This window comes from Eisenibacter elegans DSM 3317 (genome assembly GCF_000430505.1).
In the GTDB taxonomy this organism is placed as follows: Bacteria; Bacteroidota; Bacteroidia; order Cytophagales; family Microscillaceae; genus Eisenibacter; species Eisenibacter elegans.
The window spans coordinates 38,590-59,008 of the sequence record NZ_AUMD01000001.1; the positions used below are offsets into that span (position 1 = coordinate 38,590).

The following is a 20,419-nucleotide window of genomic DNA, read 5'->3' on the forward strand; positions in this document are numbered from 1 at the left end:
CCAGTGGCGTGGGAAAATTTATTGCTATGAAGATTTCCGAGCTGTACCCCTATGTTGATTCTTCCATAATTTTTATTTTCGCCATAAAACCCTTAGCATTAGCAAACCTAACGCTAAGGGTATTTTTGAATGATTAAACAACAGAGGAGCCGGCGGTGATTTTACAAATCCAGTCCAAATTTTTGGGCATTGGCTTGGGCATCGGGGTATCCCGCGTCGGAGTGTCTGAAGATGCCCATGGCAGGATCATTATGGAGTACGCGCCGCAGGCATTGATCAGCACGTTCGCTACCATCGGCCACCACCACCATTCCGGCGTGTTGAGAAAAGCCCATTCCTACGCCGCCGCCATGGTGAAAAGAGACCCAAGTAGCGCCGCCGGCGGTATTGGCCATCAAGTTGAGCAGTGGCCAGTCCGACACTGCGTCGGAGCCGTCTAGCATTGCTTCAGTTTCGCGGTTGGGCGAGGCTACAGAGCCACAGTCGAGGTGGTCGCGCCCGATAACAATCGGCGCCTTGACCTTGCCACTGCGTACCAACTCATTGAAAATAAGCCCTGCCTTTTCGCGTTCGCCCATCCCAAGCCAGCAGATGCGTGCGGGCAAGCCTTGGAAAGCCACCTTTTCTTGGGCTTGGCGCAACCATCGGTGTAGGGCTTGGTCTTGGGGGAAAGCCTCCATCAGCGCTTGGTCAGTGGTGTAGATGTCTTCGGGATCACCGGAGAGCGCCACCCAGCGAAAGGGTCCCTTGCCTTCGCAAAATAGAGGGCGGATATAGGCAGGGGTAAATCCGGGGAAGTTGAAGGCATCACTTACGCCGCCTTGCCGAGCAAATTCGCGCAAATTGTTGCCATAGTCAAAGACAATCGCACCGCGTCGTTGCATTTCCAACATCGCCTCTACGTGGCGTGCCATACTCTCGATGGCGCGTTGTTGGTAAGTGGCAGGGTCTTGTTGGCGGAGGGCTTGAGCTTGACTCAGGCTGAGGCCGTGGGGGACATAGCCGTTGAGTGGGTCGTGGGCTGAGGTCTGGTCGGTCAAGATATCGGGCGTAAGGCCGTCGGCCAACATTTGGCGAAGCACATCGCCAATGTCACCTACCAAGCCCACCGAGATATTTTGACCTTGGGCTTTAGCCTCTGTTACCCATCGGATGGCCTCGTCGTAGTTGTCGGTCATCTTATCGAGATAGCGGGTATCGAGCCGCTTTTGGATGCGTGTCGGGTCTATGTCTACGCCCAAGAAGGTAGCACCTGCCATAGTGGCGGCGAGCGGCTGAGCGCCACCCATTCCACCCAAACCACCCGTAACCAGTAGTTTGCCGCGCAAGTCGCTTTGAAAGTGTTGTTGTCCACAGGCAACAAAGGTCTCATAAGTGCCTTGCAAAATCCCTTGTGTGCCGATATAAATCCAGCTGCCGGCAGTCATCTGCCCATACATCATCAGCCCTTCGGCGCGAAGCTTGTTGAAATGATCCCAAGTAGCCCACTGTGGTACAAGGTTGCTATTGGCTATCAACACTCGCGGAGCCTGGGGGTGGGTACGCACAATGCCCACAGGCTTGCCCGATTGTACGAGGAGCGAGTGCTCATCGTCGAGAGTCAGAAGGATTTCGATGATTTTTTGGAGCGACTCGCGGCTGCGGGCTGCCTGGCCTATCCCCCCGTAGACAACCAGCGCGTCGGGATTTTCGGCTACTTCACCGTCCAAGTTATTGAGCAACATCCTCAAAACAGCCTCTGTTGCCCAAGAGCGGGCGTGCAGTTGATTGCCAGTAGGGGCTTTGTAGTGCGGGTGCGCTGCATAGGTTTCCATAAATGTTTGGAGCGCTGTAGCACTCGAAGTAGGAGTATTCATAGCATCTGTGTTTAGTTGGTATATGTATAAAAGTTGGTGTTAGGCTATTTTTGAAAAATAATGTTTCATGCAATTGGTGTTTTCGAGTAAAAAGTATAAAATTGTGGATTATTCTGTGATTTTAGCGCTCGAGTCATCGAAAATCTCCTTAGTGATAAGTTGGCAAACCTATCACTAAAGATTTGCGCCAAATTTACGGAAGCCCCAAATTGTGCAATCAATTTACCCAAACAGATGTTTTGTTACTAAACATTGTTCATCCCCCAAAACATTGGTCATCCCCCAAATATTAGGGGGCGATTGACGTACAACGCCAAAAGTTGAGGTGCTTTTAGGCCTCAATTCCATCACTATGTGGTAGTTTATGGTAAGACAAAGCTAACAAGCTTTTTTTACAAAAACCATTCAGAAACAAGATACAATGTCGCCAAAAATGTCTGAATTATGAAAAATCAAGTACAAAAGCACAACAATCAGGCGCTCTTAGACAACTTGCGCCGTACGCTCGATGATTTGCAAAAGGCACAAAAAAATACTCAGGGTTTGTTGGAGGTTGTGCACCAACAAACGCCGAGTATCAGCCTACCCAACAATCCGGCGAATTATTGAATTTGCATATAGCGCAAATCTTTGATGAAAGCCGTGAAGACATGTTGCCCGTCTTTGAGGCGGGCTTCGCTCAATGTAAGAAAAATGGGGACTAGTTCCCCGCTTTTGGTTAAGGCCTCCACCTTACGACCCTTTCCGATAACCTGGGGAACGTGTGTGGTCATATAGTTGTGTAGGTATTGATCGTGGTTGTGGCTATGTTCTTGAGGCATCAGTGTTTTGACATTCTTGCCCATTACCTCATTGCGGTCGTACCCCCAAAGGCGTTCAGCAGCTTGATTGAAGAAATCAATAATCCCTTCTTGACTGATACTGATTACACAGTCTACACAACCCTCCAATATCTGCTCATAGCGTGTTACAATCTCTTCTACTTCTTGTTGTTTGGACTCTACCATCTCTTGTGTTGCTTGGAGTTCCTCAAGGTTTTGACGTAGCTCTTCCTCTGCCGAGCGTAACATTTCTGTTTGTCGATAAGATTCTTCTAAGAGCGCCTTGGTGCGGGTATTGTTGTAGATGCTTTCAAGTGCTGTAGCAATATTTCGGGAGGCTACTTTGAGTAGTTCGAGATACTGTTTTTCTAGTTTTTGTACATAAATCACCTCCATCACTCCATAGACGCGTTCATTGAATGAGAGTGGCAATACCAACAGACTTGCTGCGCTGATTTGTGCTGCTCCGCTGGTTTTTATGAACACATTTTGCGCCGGTATTTGCTCAAAAAAATCACCTTGCCTGTTTCGGCAGCCTGCCCCACCAGCCCTTGTCCAAGAGTAACTTGCTTTTGGGGCAAATCTTCTATCAGCATCGCATAGCTGGCCAAAGGTTTGAGCAGGGTGGTTGCGCTGTCGAGGTGATAGAAAACCGCGCTAAGTGCTTCTGTGGTTTCTGCGGTATAGTTAGTGATGGCCTTGGCAAAGCTCTGTGTGTCTTGTGAGTAGTTGAGGCGAATCACCTCATCAAATTTAGCTACATTAGAATCGAGCCAGATGCGTTCTTGCATCGCTTTTTCTTTTTGCTCAAACTCTGCGCGGAGTTTTTCAAAGGCATCTTGTGTGTAGGTTTGTTTGGAGGTACTCATAGGTTTGTGAGATATAGAGTTTGTATAATAAGTTATGTTTTTTGTTTATGTATTTTTAGCAAGGCTTTATATTTTCAAGCCGACCAGTGTTACGTCGTCTCGTTGTTCGGCAGTGCTTTGGAAATTGCTCAAGACCCGTTCGATGTTATACTTTTGTTGGTTGAAAGTATAATTGGCCACAGTACGGATGAGGTCTTTGAGGCGATTTTTGCCAAAAGTTTTGTGCTGAGGGTTACAGATATCGCTTACCCCGTCGGTAGCAATGTAAAGTTGGTCTCCGGGTTTGAGGCAAAATTGTGTTTGGGTAAAGACCAGTTCCTTGTCTAAGCTCAGCCCTCCGATAGATTGCCGATCGCCTCGGTACTCTCGCAGGGTATGTCCACGCTCTTCGGGGAATATCTCACAGACCAACAAATCTATTTTGGCTCCCGAAAACACCACTTGTACCCCATCTATCAAGGCCGGCCTGAGGCGGAGGAAGCACAAAGTCAAACTGCATTACGGCTTTGATCTGCCCACGATTGACAATAGGTAGCGCAATCGTTTGGCTCAGGTATATATCAAGTGTATTGAATGGCACAATGGCGTGCTTGGCAGGAATGTCTCTAAAATGTTTGAGTACTTGTGTTTCGGCTACTTGGCCGAGTAAACCCTGCCCTATTTGTAATGGGGTGGTAGGGAGTGTTTGGGCGTAGGCCGCCACCGGATAGAGTACATTGTCATTTGCTTCGTAATAATACATCAAGGCCTGTATGCTTTGTAGGTTTTCAGCCAAATGATAAAGCACTGCCTTACAAAAAGCAGGGGTATCTGTATTGAAAAAATCGTGCAGAACTTGGTTAAGTGCCACTTTTTGCTGTGCTAACCAAGCAATCTGCTCGTCAGAAATAGTAGGAAGCATTTAATATCAGGCGCTTTAGGTGTAGTAGATAATGTAGTGGAGAAATCAGGCAAATATCAGCCTGATTCATTGATTATACTGTTGTTAAACGAAATGATGAATAAAACGTTTGTACAAAACCAATATTTCCACTTTTTATTTAAGCTACAAGCCTTGTGCCATATTTGTACCCAACCAAAAATGGTTTGGGACACACGCCAATGGATATTTTTCAAACTCCATAGTTAAAGCTATGGGTTAAGTCTCATTGTCCCCCAAAACGAGGTCTCAGGTTGTCTCGGAGCTCCAGCTCCGAGTTGCTTTTCCAAAAATGGTTTGGGAAATGTGTGTACTGAAAATCCTTAGACTAACTTTCTCTGTAGGCACACCAAAAAGCCACCTCGAGAGATTGGGTGGCTTCTGTGGTGATGATTTGGGTATTCTATACCAAGATTCGATTCCCTAACCAAGTTGGGTGAGGTATACAAAGCTCCTTGGGTTTTTAGATACTAAACCAGTCAATGCCTTGTTTGAGCTGGGCTAGTGTTTGGGCTTCGGGGCTATCGGCCTGGACTTGGTGGTTGTAACGCCAAGAGGCGTGTTGGGGGAGGCTCATCAGGATAGACTCGGTACGCCCGCCGGTTTCGAGCCCAAACTTGGTGCCTTGGTCCCACACCAAGTTGAACTCTACGTAGCGCCCACGACGGAGCAACTGCCATTCCTTTTGAGCCTCGGTATAGGGCTTATCTTTATTGAGGGCTATGAGGTGGGTGTATATCGGGGCAAAGGCGCGGCCTACATTCATTACAAATGTGTGTAGGGCGGTTTTATCACGTCGACCTTCTGGTTTGAGGCGGTCAAAGAAGATACCCCCTATACCGCGTGTTTCTTGGCGGTGGGGGAGGTAGAAGTAGCGGTCGGCCCAGGCCTTGAACTCAGGGTAGTAGGCAGGATTGTGTTTATCACACACTTGTTTGAGTTGTTGGTGGAAGTAGGCAGCTTGTTCGGGCACGATGTAGTGTGGGGTGAGGTCTATGCCACCTCCAAACCAAAATGTGCCATTGCTCAACTCAAAATAGCGGACATTCATATGGATGATGGGCACGTGTGGGTTGTGGGGATGCATCACGATAGAGACTCCAGTAGCAAAAAACTCCCCTTGGGGGAAGCCCATTTTCTGTTGTAGGGCCTCGGGCGTGTTGCCATATACAGCCGAAAAACCTACACCGCCTTTTTCGAGCACGGAGCCGTCTTGTAACACACGGGAGCGCCCGCCGCCGCCGCCTTCGCGCTGCCATTGGTCTTCGACAAATTTGCCACTACCGTCGGCAGCCTCAAGGGCTTGGCAAATATTGTCTTGGAGGGTTTTGAATTCGGCGCTGATGGTGTCTTTATCCAACATAGTATACTCAATGAAAATTAGTTTGGGGAAATAGATGTGCTGAAAATCTTGGAGAAGCAAGGAAATCAAATCCAGATATCCAGCAAATCTTGGTATAGCATAGGAGTTAGGGATTTTGTAGTGTTATCGGAAAAGCTACTCCTTGAAATGAATCAGCTCTGATTGTACGTGCTTGAGCATCGGGATGAGAGATTCTTCAAATGTCTCTACCCAACCCTCTACGTCTTCTTCATAAAAATACCATTTCAGCAAAACAGGATGTCCTTTGGCTGCTAACTCATCAAGTATTTTGAGCATATTGAGCAAGTACATACTGGAGCTGGTATTGTAATAGTCGAGGCTGATGGTGATGGTAGTTTGAGGCGCTGTGTGCTGATGGGTGTAGTTTTCGAGCCACAGCAGCAACTGACTGTAAAACGCAAAAGCATCCTCAGGAATAGAGCGCCCCGTAATACTCAATTCGCCCTTGGTAAACTCAAAAGAGACGGCGGGCGTACGTTTGTTGGCTGCGATGATGATATTCTCCATAAAACGCTAGGTTGTCCACAGAGCAGATAAGTAAGATGTGTGACAAAAATACAAAAAATATCAAAACGGATAGCCAATCCCGATGTTAAGTAGTAGTTGGTTGTTGCTAAAGGGGCTTCTCCAATCAAAATCGAGGATACTCCAACGCAGCGCATCGCGGGCGGGCAGGCCAGGGTTGTAGACTTTCAGGCCGGCATCGAAACGTAGGATAAGAAAAGAGAAGTCAAATCGTAAACCAAAACCAGTTCCGATGGCTATTTCTTCATAAAAGCGATTCACCTCAAAGTTGGCTCCCGGGCGCGTAGGGTCAGGGCTTATCATCCAAGTATTACCTGCATCTACGAAAAAAGCACCGTGTATGAAGCTAAACATCGGGAAGCGGTACTCTATGTTGGCTTCTAAGATAATTTCGCCGGGTTGTTCGTTGGTATAGCTCAAGCGCCCCCGCTCATCAAACTGAGCATAAGAGCCCGGGCCCAAGCGTCTTGGTTGCCAGGCGCGAAGGCTGTTGGAGCCCCCACCAAAGAAGAACTTTTCATACGGAAGCGTATTGGAAGTATTGAAGGGCGCAGCAATACCGCTGTGTACTCTGAAGGCCAGTGCTTTTTTGTTGGGGTAGCTGTGGCGGTAATGTCCGGTGAGGGTCAAGCGCCAAAATTGGAAGTACTTGAGGTTAAACAATTGCCCCGGCTCTGCGCCTGTAGCATTGCTGAGTAGGTGCGGAATATTTCCCCCTAGCTCCACCAAGGTACGCAAATAGCGAGGGTGCTTCACGCCTTCTTTGCCTTCTTCGTTGTAGGTATAGGTGAAATAAGTGCTGGATACAAAGGCGCGGTCAAAGCTTTGGCGGATAGGGTTGCCTTGGCGTTCTAGGTTGCGCAGGAGCAAGTCAAAATCCCTGCTGATACTCAAGGTATTGACTACGTTTAGCTCTACCAAGGTCAGCTGGAAGGTAGATTGCCGCAGGGTTCCCAAGTAGTTGATAGAAGTCTGAACCCCGGAGCGGGTATACTCGGGGCGTTGAGTATAATTGACCCCAAGGGAGAGTCGTGTTTGAGGGTTGAAGCGGTTGAACTGAAACCTCAGCCGTGAGGGAAAGAGCACTTGTGGAAAGATGAGCGATGTCGTAACATTAAACTCTTGGCTGGTATAGAGCAGACCTGCGTCTTGCTGTTGGCTGAAGCCTGCTTGCGCATCTAGGCTGTATTGTACTTTGGCCTCCAAAATCTCACACCCCTGAAAAAGGTTTCTATCACGGATACTGAAATTGACAAAAGGAGCAGGCACACGTGCGCCTTGTGTAATATTCATCCCTGTTTCGGCACTGAAGTTAAACTTCTGCAATGGATTGGTAAAAATATTTACTGCAAAGCGTGTGGCTGTGGTGTCAAAGCTCATATTCACGAACTTGAACATGTCCAAGTTGGCCATTGCCCGCTGTGTCTGTGAGATACGGTCTTGGCTGTAGCGGTCTCCGGGCTGAGTTTTTATCCTGGTACTCAGTACCTTGGGAGAGTAATAAATCTGCTCGCTTTCATAAGTATAACTGACCTGATGGAGGCTGTCGCGTTCGGGGTAATATTCTACACGGCGCTCGGAGCGGCGGCGGCGGCGTGGGTCATTAGAATAAAATCGGATATCAGAAATATAATGTATTTTGTGATAAACCTTAGGGGCTATTGGGTTGATCAAAACCGTTACATCAATGAGTTTGCGCTTGTCTAGGCTGTCTGTAACAGTGGTATCGAGCTTGAAAAGGATGTATTGTCTTGAAAAGTTAAAATATCCATTGTTGCGCATTTCTTGTTCTATGCGCACGCGTTCAGTGCTAAAGTTACTTTCGTCATAGGGCTGCCCGGGCTTGAGTTTGGCGCTTTGGCTATGGGCTTTCAACAAGGAGTCTAAGGCCGTATCGCCAAAAGTATTGTACTGAATATCACGGAGATACCTGCGTTCATTTTCTTGAACCTGAAATGTGATGGCCATCCGTTGTTTGCGTTCGTTGGGATGTTCTTCGAGTCGGACAGTATTGTCAAAAAAGCCCTTGGTGCGCAAATATGCGCCTACAGACTCACGGGTGGCCTCTGCCGCCGCACGGTCATAAAACACTGGCGGTTCTCCCATAATGCGCATCAACATATTGCCTTTTTCTTTGGCGGCTTCTAGGCGCGCCAGTTTACGGTCTTGCTTCTTTTCGAGCCGCAATACTTTTTTAGGCTGCTCCTTTTGTTCGGCTTCGCTGATAAGGGCGCTGTATTTGCTCTTAGCATTATCATAATTGCTATTGGCCTTTTCTTGGTTGTAGAAGCGTTCGCCAATCTGATAGAGCCAAACATAAGGTTTGGTAATTAGGATAGTAGCATTGGGCTTCTGACGTGATAGCTCGTACAAATCATAGCTAGAAACAGTTTTGTTGCCCTTAAACTCTTCTTTGACAAACATATAACTGCCCTCTTTCCAGGTCTTAGTACTAATACAACTGCCCAAGCCTAAGCTCAGGCCACACAAAACCGACAGCCAACGGAAGCGATTTTCTAAAATATGCCTATATTTCACCGCAAAATTGATGAGTAGTATCCAAACAAATAGATGATAACCAAAGCACAGCAGAAGTATATCAAAGCATTGCAAATTAAAAAGTATCGTAAACTACACCAAGCCTTTTTGGTAGAAGGTGAAAAAAGTTTGGTCGAATTGCTCACAGACACACGCTGGCCGGTCGAAACCTTGTACTGTACGGAGTTATTTTATGAAAAATATGCCACACTCATTCAACAGAGGGCGGCTTCATACATACTTACTACTGCTGATGACTTGGCCAAAGCTGGCACATTGACCAACAACCAGGCCGGCTTGGCTGTTGTGCCTTGGTTTGTGTGGCCTGATTTGGGTAACCCTACCCAAGGGCGGTGGCTTATCTTAGATGACATCCAAGACCCGGGCAACTTAGGAACTATCTTGCGCATTGCTGATTGGTATGGCCTCCAAGGCATCGTTTGCTCTATCGGTACAGTAGATGTATATAACCCCAAAGTAGTGATGGCCTCGATGGGCGCACTCCTTCGAATGCCTGTATACTACACTGATTTACAAGAATTTATAGCCCAACAATCCTTGCCCATTTATGCGGCTATGTTAGAAGGGAAAAACGTACACCAGTTCAACTTCAGCCCCCAAGGTGGTCTACTCCTGATGGGCAACGAAGGCCACGGCGTACAGCCCGAACTACTTCAGTATGTACAACACTCCCTACATATCCCCCGGTATGGCCTCTCTGAGTCTCTCAACGTCGCCATTGCCACCGCAGTGCTCTGCGACAACTGGCTGCGGGACTTTGGTGGATGACATACCAAAGGTGCGTGAAGTTGATCTTGAGCCAATACATTGCCCAAACTGATTTTGACTGAGCATCACAAACAACAAAACCTTTTTCAAAATGAAAAACCTAAAAGACAGACTTTATCAACACATTAGCTTTCTCACAGCAAGAGACGATACTTACAAAAATGTCTTGGCTTATTATGGAGTAACAAGTACCAAACGCATCGTCATAGGGGCGCACTATGATGTAGATGGAGAACGAGAAGGCGCAGACATAATGCCAGTGCTGTAGCTGGAATGTTGGCCATCGCTCAGTACCTACAAAGAACACAAACCGCTGCTGCCATATCAAATAGAATTGGTTGAGTACACCCTCGAAGAGCCTTCTTTTTTCTATACCAATCAAATGGGAAGCGCTGTACATGCACAAACGCTCAAAGCACAAGGGGTAGAGCTGGTGTTGATGATTTGTCTGGAAATGATTGGGTATTTTCCTGATGAGCCTAATTCTCAGAAGTTTCCAATGCCCGAGCTAGCACAACACTATCCTGATATAGGCAACTTTATCTGTCTTGTTGGACGAGTAGAAGAAGCCCAACTTGTTGCAAAAATGCAAAGCGCTATGCGTGGCCAGAACGAGGCAGATGTTCAGGTATTGTGTGCGCCAACAGCCTTCCTTAAATGACATTATCCGCTCCAATCATTACAACTACTGGCAGGCTGGTTATCCTGCAATAATGATTACAGATACCTCTTTCTTACGCAATCCCAACTACCACCAAGCGACTGATACCATTGACACCCTCGACTTTGAGCGTATGGCAGCAGTCATCGCGAAGGGCTTTTGATGTATATCAATGGTTTAGAGGCCTAAAACATCCACTGTTATTTCCGCACAAAATAGCAGCGTTTGATAAGGTCGCCTTCAATCTCATAGATGGCGATGATTTCCATTACTTGATCTTCGGTACCTGCTCTGCCTGTAACCTGTTCGTAATCAAGTACTTTGTTGCCTAATATGCTACGGTTTACGACCTTGCAATACAAGTTGGGAGAATTTTCAAACAACCGCTTGTACAGTTCATAGACCTCGGTCTTGCCTTGGGCAATGGGCTTGTCAACGCCTAGCGTATACAATACCGCATCTTCTGCAAAAAGCGCTGCAAAAGCTTCGATATCACGGTTGTTGTAGGCCACCAGCTGCCGCTCGGCTATTTCCTGTGGGGGCAGGGTGTTTTGTTGAGCCTGTGCAATGGTGGGCAGTATAAAAAACATCCACAGCAAGAGTAAGGATAAGTGCTTCATTAGTAGTGGTTTATATTTGGTTTGAAAAACGCTAGTCAACCTGATTTACAGACTGAGCGATGAGTTCGTACAACATTTACCAGATTTGCCCGAAAACCGCGTTGGCTTTCGGGCAGGGGTATTTATCGCTCAATCTCTATTTCGACCTCCTTAGGCTCCAGCACTTCGGTAAGCTCGCTGATGTCTATCTCCTCCAGCGCTTCTTCGAGCATCTCCTCTGTTATGGGTACAGCAAAGCGGTCAAGTCGGAAGTATTGGTATGGCGCAAGGTCGTCGTTATTGATTTCGGCCAGCTTACAGCCCATAATCCCCCCTTGGGCGTTGAGCTTGTCAATCTGTACGATGTGGTAGGTTTCTCCTTTTTTGACCCATCGCGACACCGGAATCTCATTAGGTCGCCCTTGGTCATTGATACATACAACTGCAATGTTGAGCATATTCTCTTGATTTGATTGTTTTTCTAAATCACTTAGCTATCCAAAATAGGCACTTTCTTTTTTATTGTTTGGGGCTTGCCCTTCGGGCCGGGGTCATCACCTGTAGTCCCTGAGCTCCAAGGACGCTACTTGGCTTTGAGCTATGCTTGCATTCTTCGTGCTCTCGTGCTCGAATGGTTAAGCCACTTACGCATGCAAGCACATGCCCAGACAGCCCCCCAAGCCTTATTCCTCTCCCAGATAGCGTTTGAGGATAGGCTGATAAGTTTCGATGCGTCGGTCACGATAAAACGGCCAATGTGTGCGGTAATAGTCCGATTCGGTGAGGCTGATGGTCTGTACATGCAGCGCCTCTTGGTCGTGGGGGGCTTGGTAGAGGATACGCCCAAAAGCATTGCTCACAAACGAGCCGCCCCAGAACACCATTTCTCCTTCTACCCCCGTACGGTTTACTGACACTACCGGCACGCCATTGGCTACTGCGTGGCTGCGCTGGATCGTCTGCCAGGCGTTGTATTGGTCTTGGTTTACCTCTGCGGCTTGGTGCTGTGCCCAGCCGATGGCGGTTGGGTAAAACAAAATATCGGCACCCATCAAGGCCGTGATGCGTGCTGCCTCTGGATACCACTGATCCCAGCAGATCAGCACCCCTAGCTTACCAAAGCGCGTATCGAAGACCTTGTAGCCAGTATCGCCGGGGGTGAAATAAAATTTCTCAAAGTACCCCGGGTCGTCGGGGATATGATTTTTACGATATTTGCCCAGATAGCTGCCGTCGGCATCAATCACGGCAGTGGTATTGTGATACAAGCCTTCGGCGCGCTTTTCAAACAACGAGGCAATAATCACAACGTCTAGTTCTTTGGCCAAGCCTTGGAAACGATCCGTCGTAGGGCCGGGAATGGCTTCGGCCAGTTGGAAATTGGCATAATCTTCTACATCACAAAAATAGAGTGACGAAAACAGCTCTTGCAAACAAATAATTTGCGCCCCTTTGGCAGCTAGGGTGCGGATATTGTCTTCAGCTTTGGCAATATTGGCGGCCTTGTCTGCTACGCAGCTTACCTGTGCCAGGCCTACTTGTACTTCTTTCATGGGCAAATGAATGATGGCAAAAAGTCGATGATTGGGCTAATTTTGCCACAAAGATAGCCAAAAACCACTGAGCTTGCAAGCCTAACCAGCGCTGCCTTGGTCTATAGCCTTGCGTATCAAGTCAATGATAGTCAGTTCATTGGCCAGCACAGCAGCCAGATCACTTTGTGTAAAGATCACCACCGAAAGCCCACGCACCCGATCGATGTAGGGATAAGTACCAAAAGCCCCCGGGCTGCTGATTTGCTCTACTATGTTGGTATTAGGGTTGACCACATCCTGCCAAGTACCGAAACCATAATAAACATTGCGGGCATTGTAGGGGTGCAATGGGGGATTAGGGGGGAGTGGCGAAAAGGCAATGGGTAGAGGTGTTTGCGGGCGGAAAAATGTTTCAACCATCTCTGTGCTCAGGACACGTTGTGTGCCCGAAAGCCCTTGGTTGCGCACCATCTCCAAGAAGTTCATATAATCTGTAGCGCTACAACGCAAATTACCTCCGATGCCGGGGTTACTGCTCCGACCAAAAGTAGCCCCTGCCATCCTGCAGGGTTGCGCAATGCGTTGTTGGAAGAGCTGCTCCCACGAGCTTCCCCCGGCTACTTCGGCTACCCGGCCGGCGATTTGCATCCCCACGCCGCCATAGTTCATGGTGCTGCCCGGTTCGAATACGAGGGGTGTTTCGGCAGCTATCCGTTCCACTACCTGAGCTAAAGTGCGGGTATTGTCTCTGAAAATACAAGTAGTTTCCAGCCCCAAGCACTCCTCAAATCCTGACTGTATCTGAAAGCACTGCCTTACGGTGGGTGCGCCTTTACCAAAGTTGTCGAAAACAGGTAGATAATACCCGATGTTCTTGTCAAGGTCAATACTTTGGTCTTGTGCCAAGCTCAGTAGTACTGCTGCAGCCACCCATTTGGTAGCTGAGGCCACCAAGATAACCTCTTCTGTGGGCATTCCGCCGACATTGCGCTGATAGATGGTCTCGCCTTCTTTTTTGACCCATACCACGGCTTTGCCCTGAAAAGCTTGTATTACATCAGGGCGTGCTAAAAAAGCGTCTAGTTCGTCAAAATTATATTTCATTGGGGTAGGAGTAGGGGATGGTTGACAAGCTAGTGAGACAAAACCTATAAACCAAAGTACTAAAAAGATGTTATTTTTCATAAATTGGACTGGGGGGGTGATGGGCTGCCTGTAGTGCAAGATACATTGAACGAAAAACGTTACTGACAGGCAAATGTTTAGCGCCTATATACCAAAAAACCCTTACTACTCAGCGAGCAGCAAGGGTTTTGTGTTGTGGTGATGTGTTTTTGAACCTAAAATCGGGGTTTAGCCCAATTTGAAGACGATAGGCAGCGACATACGTACTTTTACCGCACGACCACGTTGCTTACCTGGATTCCACTTTTTGGGGTACTCCTCTAGTACACGTACAGCCTCTTCGTCGCAGCCGCCGCCGATGCCCTTCACTACCTTGATGTCAGTGAGAGAGCCGTCAACATCGACTACAAACTGTACGAACACCTTGCCCTCAATGCCCATACGACGGGCTTGGGTAGGATATTTCATCTTCTTGCCGATATACTTATAGAACTCTTCCATACCACCATCTGGTGCTGGCTGATCTTCTACAATATCGAAGACTTCATCTGTTTTTTCTTCCTGTAATTTAGGAGCTTCAAACTTGATTTCAACCTTCTCTTGTTTTTTGAGAGGCTCGGCTACTTGGCTAAACTTGGTTTCAATCTCCTCCTCAATCTCCTCTTCATCAGGCACCTCGATGATTTCGGGGTCTTGAATGACAGGCTTTGGAGGAGGGGGCATCTCGGTGATTGGTGGCTCTTCCATCGTAGATTCCTCGCGGGCTTCTACAACTTCTTGATTGCCAGAGTCTACCTCGTCATAAGTACGCCATTCAAAGGCGAACAAGGTGATGGCGAGTGAGATAATCAGACCGATGTTGAAAAACATCCCGGTTTTTAGATTCACATCAACCTTAGGGTTCTTTTTTGCTTCCATACACTTGCAAGTGTTTTAATTGAACAAATAACACAACACCTGTATATACTCCGGAGTACATACGATATTACAAACATAACCAAAAAAAGATAAAGGCCAATGTTTTCGGGCATTTTGTGAAACAAAACAAAAGGCTTATCCGTAGTTGGCAAGCCTTTCAAATGCCTTATGACTTGATGTTTAGCTACTTCTTGTGTACCTCAAAACAATATGTTGTGCCTCACTGCAAAGGAAAAAACGAAAAACTGAAACTAAAACCAATGTAATTACGTTGTAATTACAATAAAATTAAAAATTTGACGACTATGCAGGTTTCAGTAATTCAAGTAGGTAACTCAAAGGGGATTAGACTAAGTAAAACCCTTTTAGAAAAGTACCAAATCACCGACAAGATAGAACTTGTTTTAGAGAATGATTACATTATTCTCAAACCAGTTGTCGAACCCCGAAAGAATTGGGAAGAAGCCTTTGCCAAAATGCACCGCAACGGAGACGACAAATTGTTTATTGACAGCGTGTTTGAAGACGAAAATTGGTGCTAAAAATGATAACTTTTTTGCAGTACGAAATTGTTGTTATCAATTTAGACCCAACAGTGGGGAGTGAAATCAAGAAAAAAAGACCTTGCCTCATTGTTTCCCCTAACGAGATGAACAAACACTTGGCAACAGTCGTAGTTTGTCCCATAACTTCGCAGTCAAAAAAATATCCAACAAGGGTAAGTTTTGATTTGGAAGGACAGGAGAGTTGGATAGTGATAGACCAAATTTGCACCATAGACAAGAGCCGAGTAACCAAAACCATAGGACACTTAGAAGACGAAATCATTGAACAAGTGAAGGCAATCATCAAAGAAGCTTATGTGGACTAAAAAAAACAGCGAAGGCACAACATTATGTTTGCGAACTGAAAGCCGGCGAAGCCAAAAGGCGGGCTAATGTGAGTGATTTAGGCTTTTGTGCTTTCTATAAACTTTGTGCTTAGGGCAAGGAAAGTGCTATCAAATCCCGCCCTTCGCAAACATTTTTCTGGTAAAGGCACTTTAAGTATTCTAAGTTTAGAGGAAAGACATTCTACACCGCTGGACACTACCGAGAAGCAGCCCGACGACGAAATAGCACTAAAGATAACTCCAGATTCGGAGCAAGAGGCTTTCAAAACCATACAGCAACGTAGAGTTGTCCTAGTCTGCATCAAAACCTTCTGTATCAGAGTCATCAAATTGAAAACCCGGCTGTACCAATGCCGGAGTATGCAAGAGCGACAAGGTAGGCAAGTGCTGTGGACGATGTATTTGGAGCTTGGTTTGTAGCAAAAAATCACTTACTTGGCCTAGTACTTCAAGCGTAGGCGTGGGCAGGTCGAGAGGGATTTTGTGCAAGCGTGGGTCTTGAACCGTAAAAGGAGGTGCTGCTTTGGCCTGAAACAGCCGATGCCATACCGGAGGGGTAGCACTATACCATATTTGGGAGGCTTGCGGAGCTACTTCCCATTCCAGCAGCTTTTGGTTGATGTCTTCAAAGAAGAGTATCGTTTCGGCGAGGCGCACACGAGACCCTGCCTTGGATTTGCCTCTGGTTTTGAGGTGATTGAGTTGTGCTTTACCTTGTTTTTTGCGCACCGTATAGCGGCGGATAATCTTGTGTTGTACCATCGCTCCTTCTTCCAAATAAGCTAGCCCTGCCGTACCCCCTGCTTCTAGCAAGAGTATGAGTGTGTTGGGTGGATGGGTGGGCAAGTGCTCCCAATGTAAGATGTTTTGATTTTGGAATAGTAGCGGTGGTGTGATTGTAGCCAAAAGCATCCCTGAAGCATCCGTGATTTGCCATTCACCCAAGGGGCTTATTTGCCAATGCAGGCCTGTTGAGGCAAATACTTCCTCAAGCCAAACACGACAAATGGCATAGGGAATTGGGTAATGTTCCACGATAGAGCAGAGGCCTTAGAGACAATGAGTTAGCGTTGGCTGGCGCGGAAGAGCTTCTGTTTTTCTTCCTTGCTGAGGCTTTCATAACCTGACACCGAAATCTTATCCAGAATAGCGTCTATCTCGGCTTGGTCGGGCACATGGCTACCTTCTCGTTGTTGAGCTCCTTTGGCGTTGTTGGTTTTTACAGTTACAGTTTGTTTGACACGTACCTTGCCTCTGTTTTGTTTTTTACCAAAATGGAAACCTCGTATACGTACCAAAAAATTAGCCACTGCATAAACAGGTGCCCCCCAATCGTTCCCTTGGCGCAGTTGTTTGATATATACAAACCCCAAAAGCGCGCCTCCAAGGTGGGCTATGTTCCCTCCTGCATTAGCCCCTAACAAACCAAGGTATGACATAATTACATAAAAAATAGCGATATAAACAATACGAACCGGCCCTAACAAGAAAAGATGGAATACGTGATTGGGCATAAAAGTAGCTGCTCCCACTACCACTGCATAAACCGCCGCTGATGCGCCTACCATATTAGACTTAGCTACATAAGGATGGTAGATGGGTAATAGGTTATAAAGTGCAACATAAAAAAGGCTTCCTGCCAATGCGCCCAAGATATAAAGCGCCAAAATTCTGCGATGCCCCAAGTATTCAGCAATCAGTCTGCCAAACCAGTATAGAAACAGCATATTAAATAAGATATGCCAAATACCATCGTGCATAAAGGCATAAGTCAACAGTGTCCAAGGGCGTGTGATGAGCGAAGGAATATGTGCAGGAATATGTAATAAGTGATAGAAAAACAGTGTTGATGCCTGGGTGTTGAAGAACACTGTAAACGTTACGTTAAGTATATTTACCCCGAGCCAAATCACGATATTGATAAGTATCAGTTGGATAAGGGTGTTATCGCTGCGCCGGAAGGCGTTTTTAAATTCATCGAGTATCATAAGCCTAGTATTTTCGGGGTATCTGCCAAATTTTTATTAGAATAAAGCCAACCAAAGCCCCACCTACGTGTGCAAAATGTGCTACATTGCTTGAGGCCGCATATTCAAACCCAAGATACAACTCTAGAAGCACATAAAAAAGTACAAAGTACTTTGCTTTGATAGGTACTGGTAAAAAGAGTAACATCATTTCCAAATTTGGGAAAATCATTGCAAAAGCAACCAATATTCCAAATACAGCTCCTGAAGCACCCACCATGGGGATATTTTGCCGCTCTTCGAATGTTTTTTGTATAAAAGTCTGGCTCTCTGCAATGTAGTATGGGTCTTTTGGCTTGTCCGTAAACTCATTGGCAAAGCTAACTATTGTTGTAGAGTGGCGATAAAGATGTGGTTCGAACTGTGTCATGTATTGTACGAAAGCCTCTGGGCTAGGGTTCCGCTGATATACCTGTATAATTTCTGCCTGCCTATTATACTCTATGTGGGCAATACCTGAATTGATGAAGCCTGCGCCTATACCAGTGATGAAATAGAGCATCAGAAATCGGCGAGAGCCCAGCACATGTTCGAGCAGGGGGCCAAAGATGAACAGCCCAAACATATTGCCAAAGATGTGCATCAAGCTCCCGTGTACAAACATATAAGATAGGTACTGATAAGGGGCAAATGTTTCTGCAAAAAAATAGCGAAGACCGAGAAGCTTTACAAAATCAAACGAGAGGAGTATTTGCAGGGCAAACACACCTACATTCAATATCAACAGGGTACGTACAACAGGGGTTAGTTGGTTGTTCATATAGCGATAACTCAGAAGTTAGGAACTTGGTTTGAAAAAGTCGTCAATGTTGCTCAAGGGCAAGACCACAAAAATCGGGCTACCATCAGGGGCAAAGTTGGGGTTGGAAGAGGCAAACAGCCGGTCAATGAGGGCTTGCATTTCTAAGCCCGAGAGTGGAGTTTGGTTGGAAAGGGCAGTTTTACGTGCGAGCGCTTTGAGGACAGCCTCTTGTCGGGGGAGCGACAGGCTGTGTTTGTTGTATTGATATTGACTCAAAAGACCTTCTAGTAAGGCCTGCTCTTGGGTGTTGGTGGGTAAGTCTGCCGGAATACCCTTTAGCCGGACAGTCTGTGGAGGAAAAAGCTGTAAGTCAAATCCTAGGGCTTCTAATTCGGGTAGTATTTCCTCAATCAAGGCATAATCTTGAATCCCACAAACAAGGTCTTGTGGAAAAAGAATCTGTTGTGAGGGCGCGCTGCCCGGTTGTTGTCGGCGTTTGGCATATTGGTCATACCAAAGGCGCTCTTGGGCGGCTTGCACCTGAACTAGCAAAAGCCCTGATTTGAGCGGCGAAACGATATAGCGGTTTTGGAGCAGAAAAACAGGCCCCTGCGCTGTATCTGAATCAGCTGTTGTTGTGGGCGGGGGATTGTGTTGATTTTCTGGTTTCAGTTGGTTGACGAGGCTAGGCAAGGCCTGTGTGTCTTTAGGCCATAAGGCCAAGCCTTCGTGTTCTTGGCCTAGGGCTTGTTTTTCGAGATCTTGGTACAGCCTAGCCCAGTCTACCTTGGCTCTTGGGCCATCCTCTTGCGTTGGTAGGCGATGGCGAGGAGCATTGACTCCTGAGCCGAAGGTTTGAGCAAAATGCTTATTTTGAGATGCTTGAGGGGCATAGGAGCCTGTATGTAACTTGGGTAACACATCAAAGTTGACATTCACATCAAAATCCAATGAAGGCGAAACGTGGTGTACACTCAGGGCCTTACGCAAGGCCGAGTGAAGCACAGCATAGACCCCGCGTTCGTCATCAAACTTGATTTCGGTTTTTTGGGGGTGTACATTGACATCGATGTGTGTGGGGTCAATCTCTAAAAATAAGACATAAAACGGGTGGCTGTCTTTAGGAATAAGTCCCTCAAAGGCACTTGTTACGGCATGGTGGAGGTAGGGGTGTTTGATAAAGCGCTGATTGACAAAGAAGAACTGCTCGCCACGGGTGCGCTTGGCTTTTTCGGGCTTGCCAAGATAGCCCTGTACGCGCAAGAGTGGACTTTCCTCTTCGCAAGGAATGAGTTGTTGGCGGTAGCTTTTGCCAAATATGCCGACGATGCGGCTGCTTAGTTTGCCGCCTATAAGGTCGTAAATTTCTGTGTCGTTGTGGTAGAGACTGAAGTGGATATCGGGGTGTGCCAGTGCCACACGTTGCACCTCATCCACGATATGGCGCATCTCCACACTGTTGCCTTTGAGGAAGTTACGCCGTGCTGGAATGTTATAGAACAGGTTTTTGACCGTAACTGTTGTGCCGCTGAGGCAAGCCTCTTGTTGTTGTCCTTGGAAAGCACCGCCATCCACACGTACAATCGTCCCGAGGTCGTCTACTGATCGGCGTGTGCGGATTTCTACTTGGGCTACGGCACTGATAGAAGCAAGCGCTTCCCCTCTGAAGCCCATCGTACGTAGGTTGAATAAATCTTGCGCCTGACGGATTTTAGAGGTGGCATGGCGTTCTAGGCTCAGGCGAGCATCAGTTGCCGACATTCCCAAACCATCATCTATGACTTGAATGAGGGACTTGCCGGCATCTTTGATGACTACTTGTATATGGGTAGCTTGTGCGTCGATGGCGTTCTCTACCAACTCCTTGACTACTGAGGCAGGCCGTTGAACGACCTCCCCGGCGGCGATTTGGTTAGCGATGGCATCGGGCAGTAGGCGGATAACATCTTCCATTAGAAACAATCTTTGGGGCGTAGCAATAAAAAACAACCCCACTTGATAAAAGGGCTGTTACAAAGATACTACTTTTTGTTTGGAAACAGAAAACGGCTGAAGCACCAATCAAAAGCCATCACAGCGAGCACCAAACTGCTTGTACTCGACCATAAAAGCTTTTGGTGTGTAGTGGAGTTTTGCCCTGAACCCAATCCGAACAATCGTTTGTTAGATCAGGCCTTGGGCTTTCATCTCTTGCCTTAGTTGTTCGATACTGGCAAGGG

Annotated in this window: 24 protein-coding genes; 7 read left to right on the forward strand and 17 right to left on the reverse strand. The window is 47.0% G+C overall.

Translation table 11 applies throughout. From position 1 onward, the window contains the following. Positions 1 to 161 precede the first annotated feature (161 nt). Positions 162 to 1,856 carry a urocanate hydratase gene (gene hutU, locus G499_RS0100215; protein WP_051295785.1) on the reverse strand — a complete coding sequence of 565 codons (1,695 nt, stop codon included), beginning with the start codon at positions 1,854 to 1,856 and terminating at the stop codon, positions 162 to 164. A 444-nt stretch (positions 1,857 to 2,300) separates the two neighbouring features. On the opposite strand from hutU, the gene G499_RS21610 reads away from it, so the two are divergent. Beyond that, a complete protein-coding gene (locus G499_RS21610) occupies positions 2,301 to 2,465 on the forward strand; it encodes a hypothetical protein (protein ID WP_154658255.1) in 165 nt (54 codons plus the stop codon). On the opposite strand, the gene G499_RS0100225 is transcribed toward G499_RS21610, so the two are convergent. From G499_RS0100225 to tamL, 7 genes are all read right to left on the reverse strand, one after another. Further along, positions 2,459 to 3,163: a PAS domain S-box protein gene (locus G499_RS0100225; protein WP_026998274.1), complete on the reverse strand. Its 705-nt coding sequence runs from the start codon at positions 3,161 to 3,163 to the stop codon at positions 2,459 to 2,461. The two genes, G499_RS21610 and G499_RS0100225, sit on opposite strands and share 7 nt — an antisense overlap. Beyond that, positions 3,154 to 3,546 (reverse strand): GAF domain-containing protein, encoded by a 393-nt coding sequence (locus G499_RS0100230; RefSeq protein ID WP_026998275.1) that lies wholly within the window; start codon positions 3,544 to 3,546, stop codon positions 3,154 to 3,156. Before G499_RS0100230 ends, G499_RS0100225 begins: the two co-directional genes overlap by 10 nt. Before the next feature lie 66 nt (positions 3,547 to 3,612). Continuing rightward, a complete protein-coding gene (locus G499_RS0100235; protein WP_026998276.1) occupies positions 3,613 to 3,960 on the reverse strand; it encodes a PP2C family protein-serine/threonine phosphatase in 348 nt (115 codons plus the stop codon). Next, a complete protein-coding gene (locus G499_RS0100240) occupies positions 3,947 to 4,447 on the reverse strand; it encodes a GAF domain-containing protein (protein ID WP_026998277.1) in 501 nt (166 codons plus the stop codon). Before G499_RS0100240 ends, G499_RS0100235 begins: the two co-directional genes overlap by 14 nt. 481 nt (positions 4,448 to 4,928) lie before the next feature. Then, positions 4,929 to 5,828, reverse strand: a complete 900-nt coding sequence (hemF, locus tag G499_RS0100245) for an oxygen-dependent coproporphyrinogen oxidase (RefSeq protein WP_035726142.1) — start codon at positions 5,826 to 5,828, stop codon at positions 4,929 to 4,931. Between the two features lie 135 nt (positions 5,829 to 5,963). Beyond that, the gene (locus G499_RS0100250; protein ID WP_026998279.1) at positions 5,964 to 6,356 is read right to left on the reverse strand and encodes a DUF1987 domain-containing protein; all 393 of its coding nucleotides are present in this window, start codon (positions 6,354 to 6,356) and stop codon (positions 5,964 to 5,966) included. Between the two features lie 60 nt (positions 6,357 to 6,416). Next, positions 6,417 to 8,912 (reverse strand): translocation and assembly module lipoprotein TamL, encoded by a 2,496-nt coding sequence (gene tamL, locus G499_RS0100255; protein WP_161627659.1) that lies wholly within the window; start codon positions 8,910 to 8,912, stop codon positions 6,417 to 6,419. 33 nt (positions 8,913 to 8,945) lie between these two features. On the opposite strand from tamL, the gene G499_RS0100260 reads away from it, so the two are divergent. The 4 genes from G499_RS0100260 (at position 8,946) to G499_RS22200 (ending at position 10,525) form a co-directional block, all read left to right on the forward strand. Continuing rightward, positions 8,946 to 9,701 carry a TrmH family RNA methyltransferase gene (locus tag G499_RS0100260; protein ID WP_026998281.1) on the forward strand — a complete coding sequence of 252 codons (756 nt, stop codon included), beginning with the start codon at positions 8,946 to 8,948 and terminating at the stop codon, positions 9,699 to 9,701. 91 nt (positions 9,702 to 9,792) lie between these two features. Beyond that, positions 9,793 to 9,969: a hypothetical protein gene (locus G499_RS22190; RefSeq protein ID WP_154658256.1), complete on the forward strand. Its 177-nt coding sequence runs from the start codon at positions 9,793 to 9,795 to the stop codon at positions 9,967 to 9,969. Positions 9,970 to 10,035: 66 nt separating this feature from the next. Further along, positions 10,036 to 10,362, forward strand: a complete 327-nt coding sequence (locus G499_RS22195; protein ID WP_051295786.1) for a zinc-binding metallopeptidase family protein — start codon at positions 10,036 to 10,038, stop codon at positions 10,360 to 10,362. Further along, the gene (locus tag G499_RS22200; RefSeq protein WP_154658258.1) at positions 10,322 to 10,525 is read left to right on the forward strand and encodes a M28 family peptidase; all 204 of its coding nucleotides are present in this window, start codon (positions 10,322 to 10,324) and stop codon (positions 10,523 to 10,525) included. Before G499_RS22195 ends, G499_RS22200 begins: the two co-directional genes overlap by 41 nt. 37 nt (positions 10,526 to 10,562) lie before the next feature. On the opposite strand, the gene G499_RS0100270 is transcribed toward G499_RS22200, so the two are convergent. From G499_RS0100270 to G499_RS0100290, 5 genes are all read right to left on the reverse strand, one after another. Next, entirely contained in the window at positions 10,563 to 10,982 is a 420-nt protein-coding gene (locus G499_RS0100270) for a nuclear transport factor 2 family protein (RefSeq protein WP_051295787.1), read from the reverse strand. Positions 10,983 to 11,104: 122 nt separating this feature from the next. After that, positions 11,105 to 11,419, reverse strand: a complete 315-nt coding sequence (locus G499_RS0100275; protein ID WP_026998283.1) for a hypothetical protein — start codon at positions 11,417 to 11,419, stop codon at positions 11,105 to 11,107. 225 nt (positions 11,420 to 11,644) lie between these two features. Continuing rightward, positions 11,645 to 12,514 (reverse strand): carbon-nitrogen hydrolase, encoded by an 870-nt coding sequence (locus tag G499_RS0100280; RefSeq protein WP_026998284.1) that lies wholly within the window; start codon positions 12,512 to 12,514, stop codon positions 11,645 to 11,647. An 81-nt stretch (positions 12,515 to 12,595) separates the two neighbouring features. Further along, entirely contained in the window at positions 12,596 to 13,600 is a 1,005-nt protein-coding gene (locus tag G499_RS0100285) for a serine hydrolase domain-containing protein (RefSeq protein ID WP_026998285.1), read from the reverse strand. A 249-nt stretch (positions 13,601 to 13,849) separates the two neighbouring features. Next, the gene (locus G499_RS0100290) at positions 13,850 to 14,539 is read right to left on the reverse strand and encodes an energy transducer TonB (RefSeq protein ID WP_026998286.1); all 690 of its coding nucleotides are present in this window, start codon (positions 14,537 to 14,539) and stop codon (positions 13,850 to 13,852) included. 305 nt (positions 14,540 to 14,844) lie between these two features. On the opposite strand from G499_RS0100290, the gene G499_RS0100300 reads away from it, so the two are divergent. Next, positions 14,845 to 15,081: an AbrB/MazE/SpoVT family DNA-binding domain-containing protein gene (locus G499_RS0100300; RefSeq protein WP_026998287.1), complete on the forward strand. Its 237-nt coding sequence runs from the start codon at positions 14,845 to 14,847 to the stop codon at positions 15,079 to 15,081. 2 nt (positions 15,082 to 15,083) lie between these two features. Beyond that, positions 15,084 to 15,410, forward strand: a complete 327-nt coding sequence (locus G499_RS0100305) for a type II toxin-antitoxin system PemK/MazF family toxin (protein WP_035726127.1) — start codon at positions 15,084 to 15,086, stop codon at positions 15,408 to 15,410. A 312-nt stretch (positions 15,411 to 15,722) separates the two neighbouring features. Here G499_RS0100305 and G499_RS20775 read toward each other — a convergent pair whose 3' ends face one another. From G499_RS20775 to mutL, 4 genes are read right to left on the reverse strand one after another with little or no spacing between them, the layout of a single operon-like run. After that, positions 15,723 to 16,466, reverse strand: a complete 744-nt coding sequence (locus tag G499_RS20775) for a hypothetical protein (RefSeq protein ID WP_051295788.1) — start codon at positions 16,464 to 16,466, stop codon at positions 15,723 to 15,725. A gap of 29 nt (positions 16,467 to 16,495) precedes the next feature. After that, on the reverse strand, positions 16,496 to 17,419 hold the full coding sequence (locus G499_RS0100315; protein WP_026998289.1) for a rhomboid family intramembrane serine protease: 924 nt from the start codon (positions 17,417 to 17,419) through the stop codon (positions 16,496 to 16,498). Positions 17,420 to 17,423: 4 nt separating this feature from the next. Then, positions 17,424 to 18,218 (reverse strand): rhomboid family intramembrane serine protease, encoded by a 795-nt coding sequence (locus G499_RS0100320; protein ID WP_026998290.1) that lies wholly within the window; start codon positions 18,216 to 18,218, stop codon positions 17,424 to 17,426. Positions 18,219 to 18,236: 18 nt separating this feature from the next. Then, positions 18,237 to 20,153 (reverse strand): DNA mismatch repair endonuclease MutL, encoded by a 1,917-nt coding sequence (mutL, locus tag G499_RS0100325; RefSeq protein ID WP_026998291.1) that lies wholly within the window; start codon positions 20,151 to 20,153, stop codon positions 18,237 to 18,239. Positions 20,154 to 20,419 lie beyond the last annotated feature (266 nt).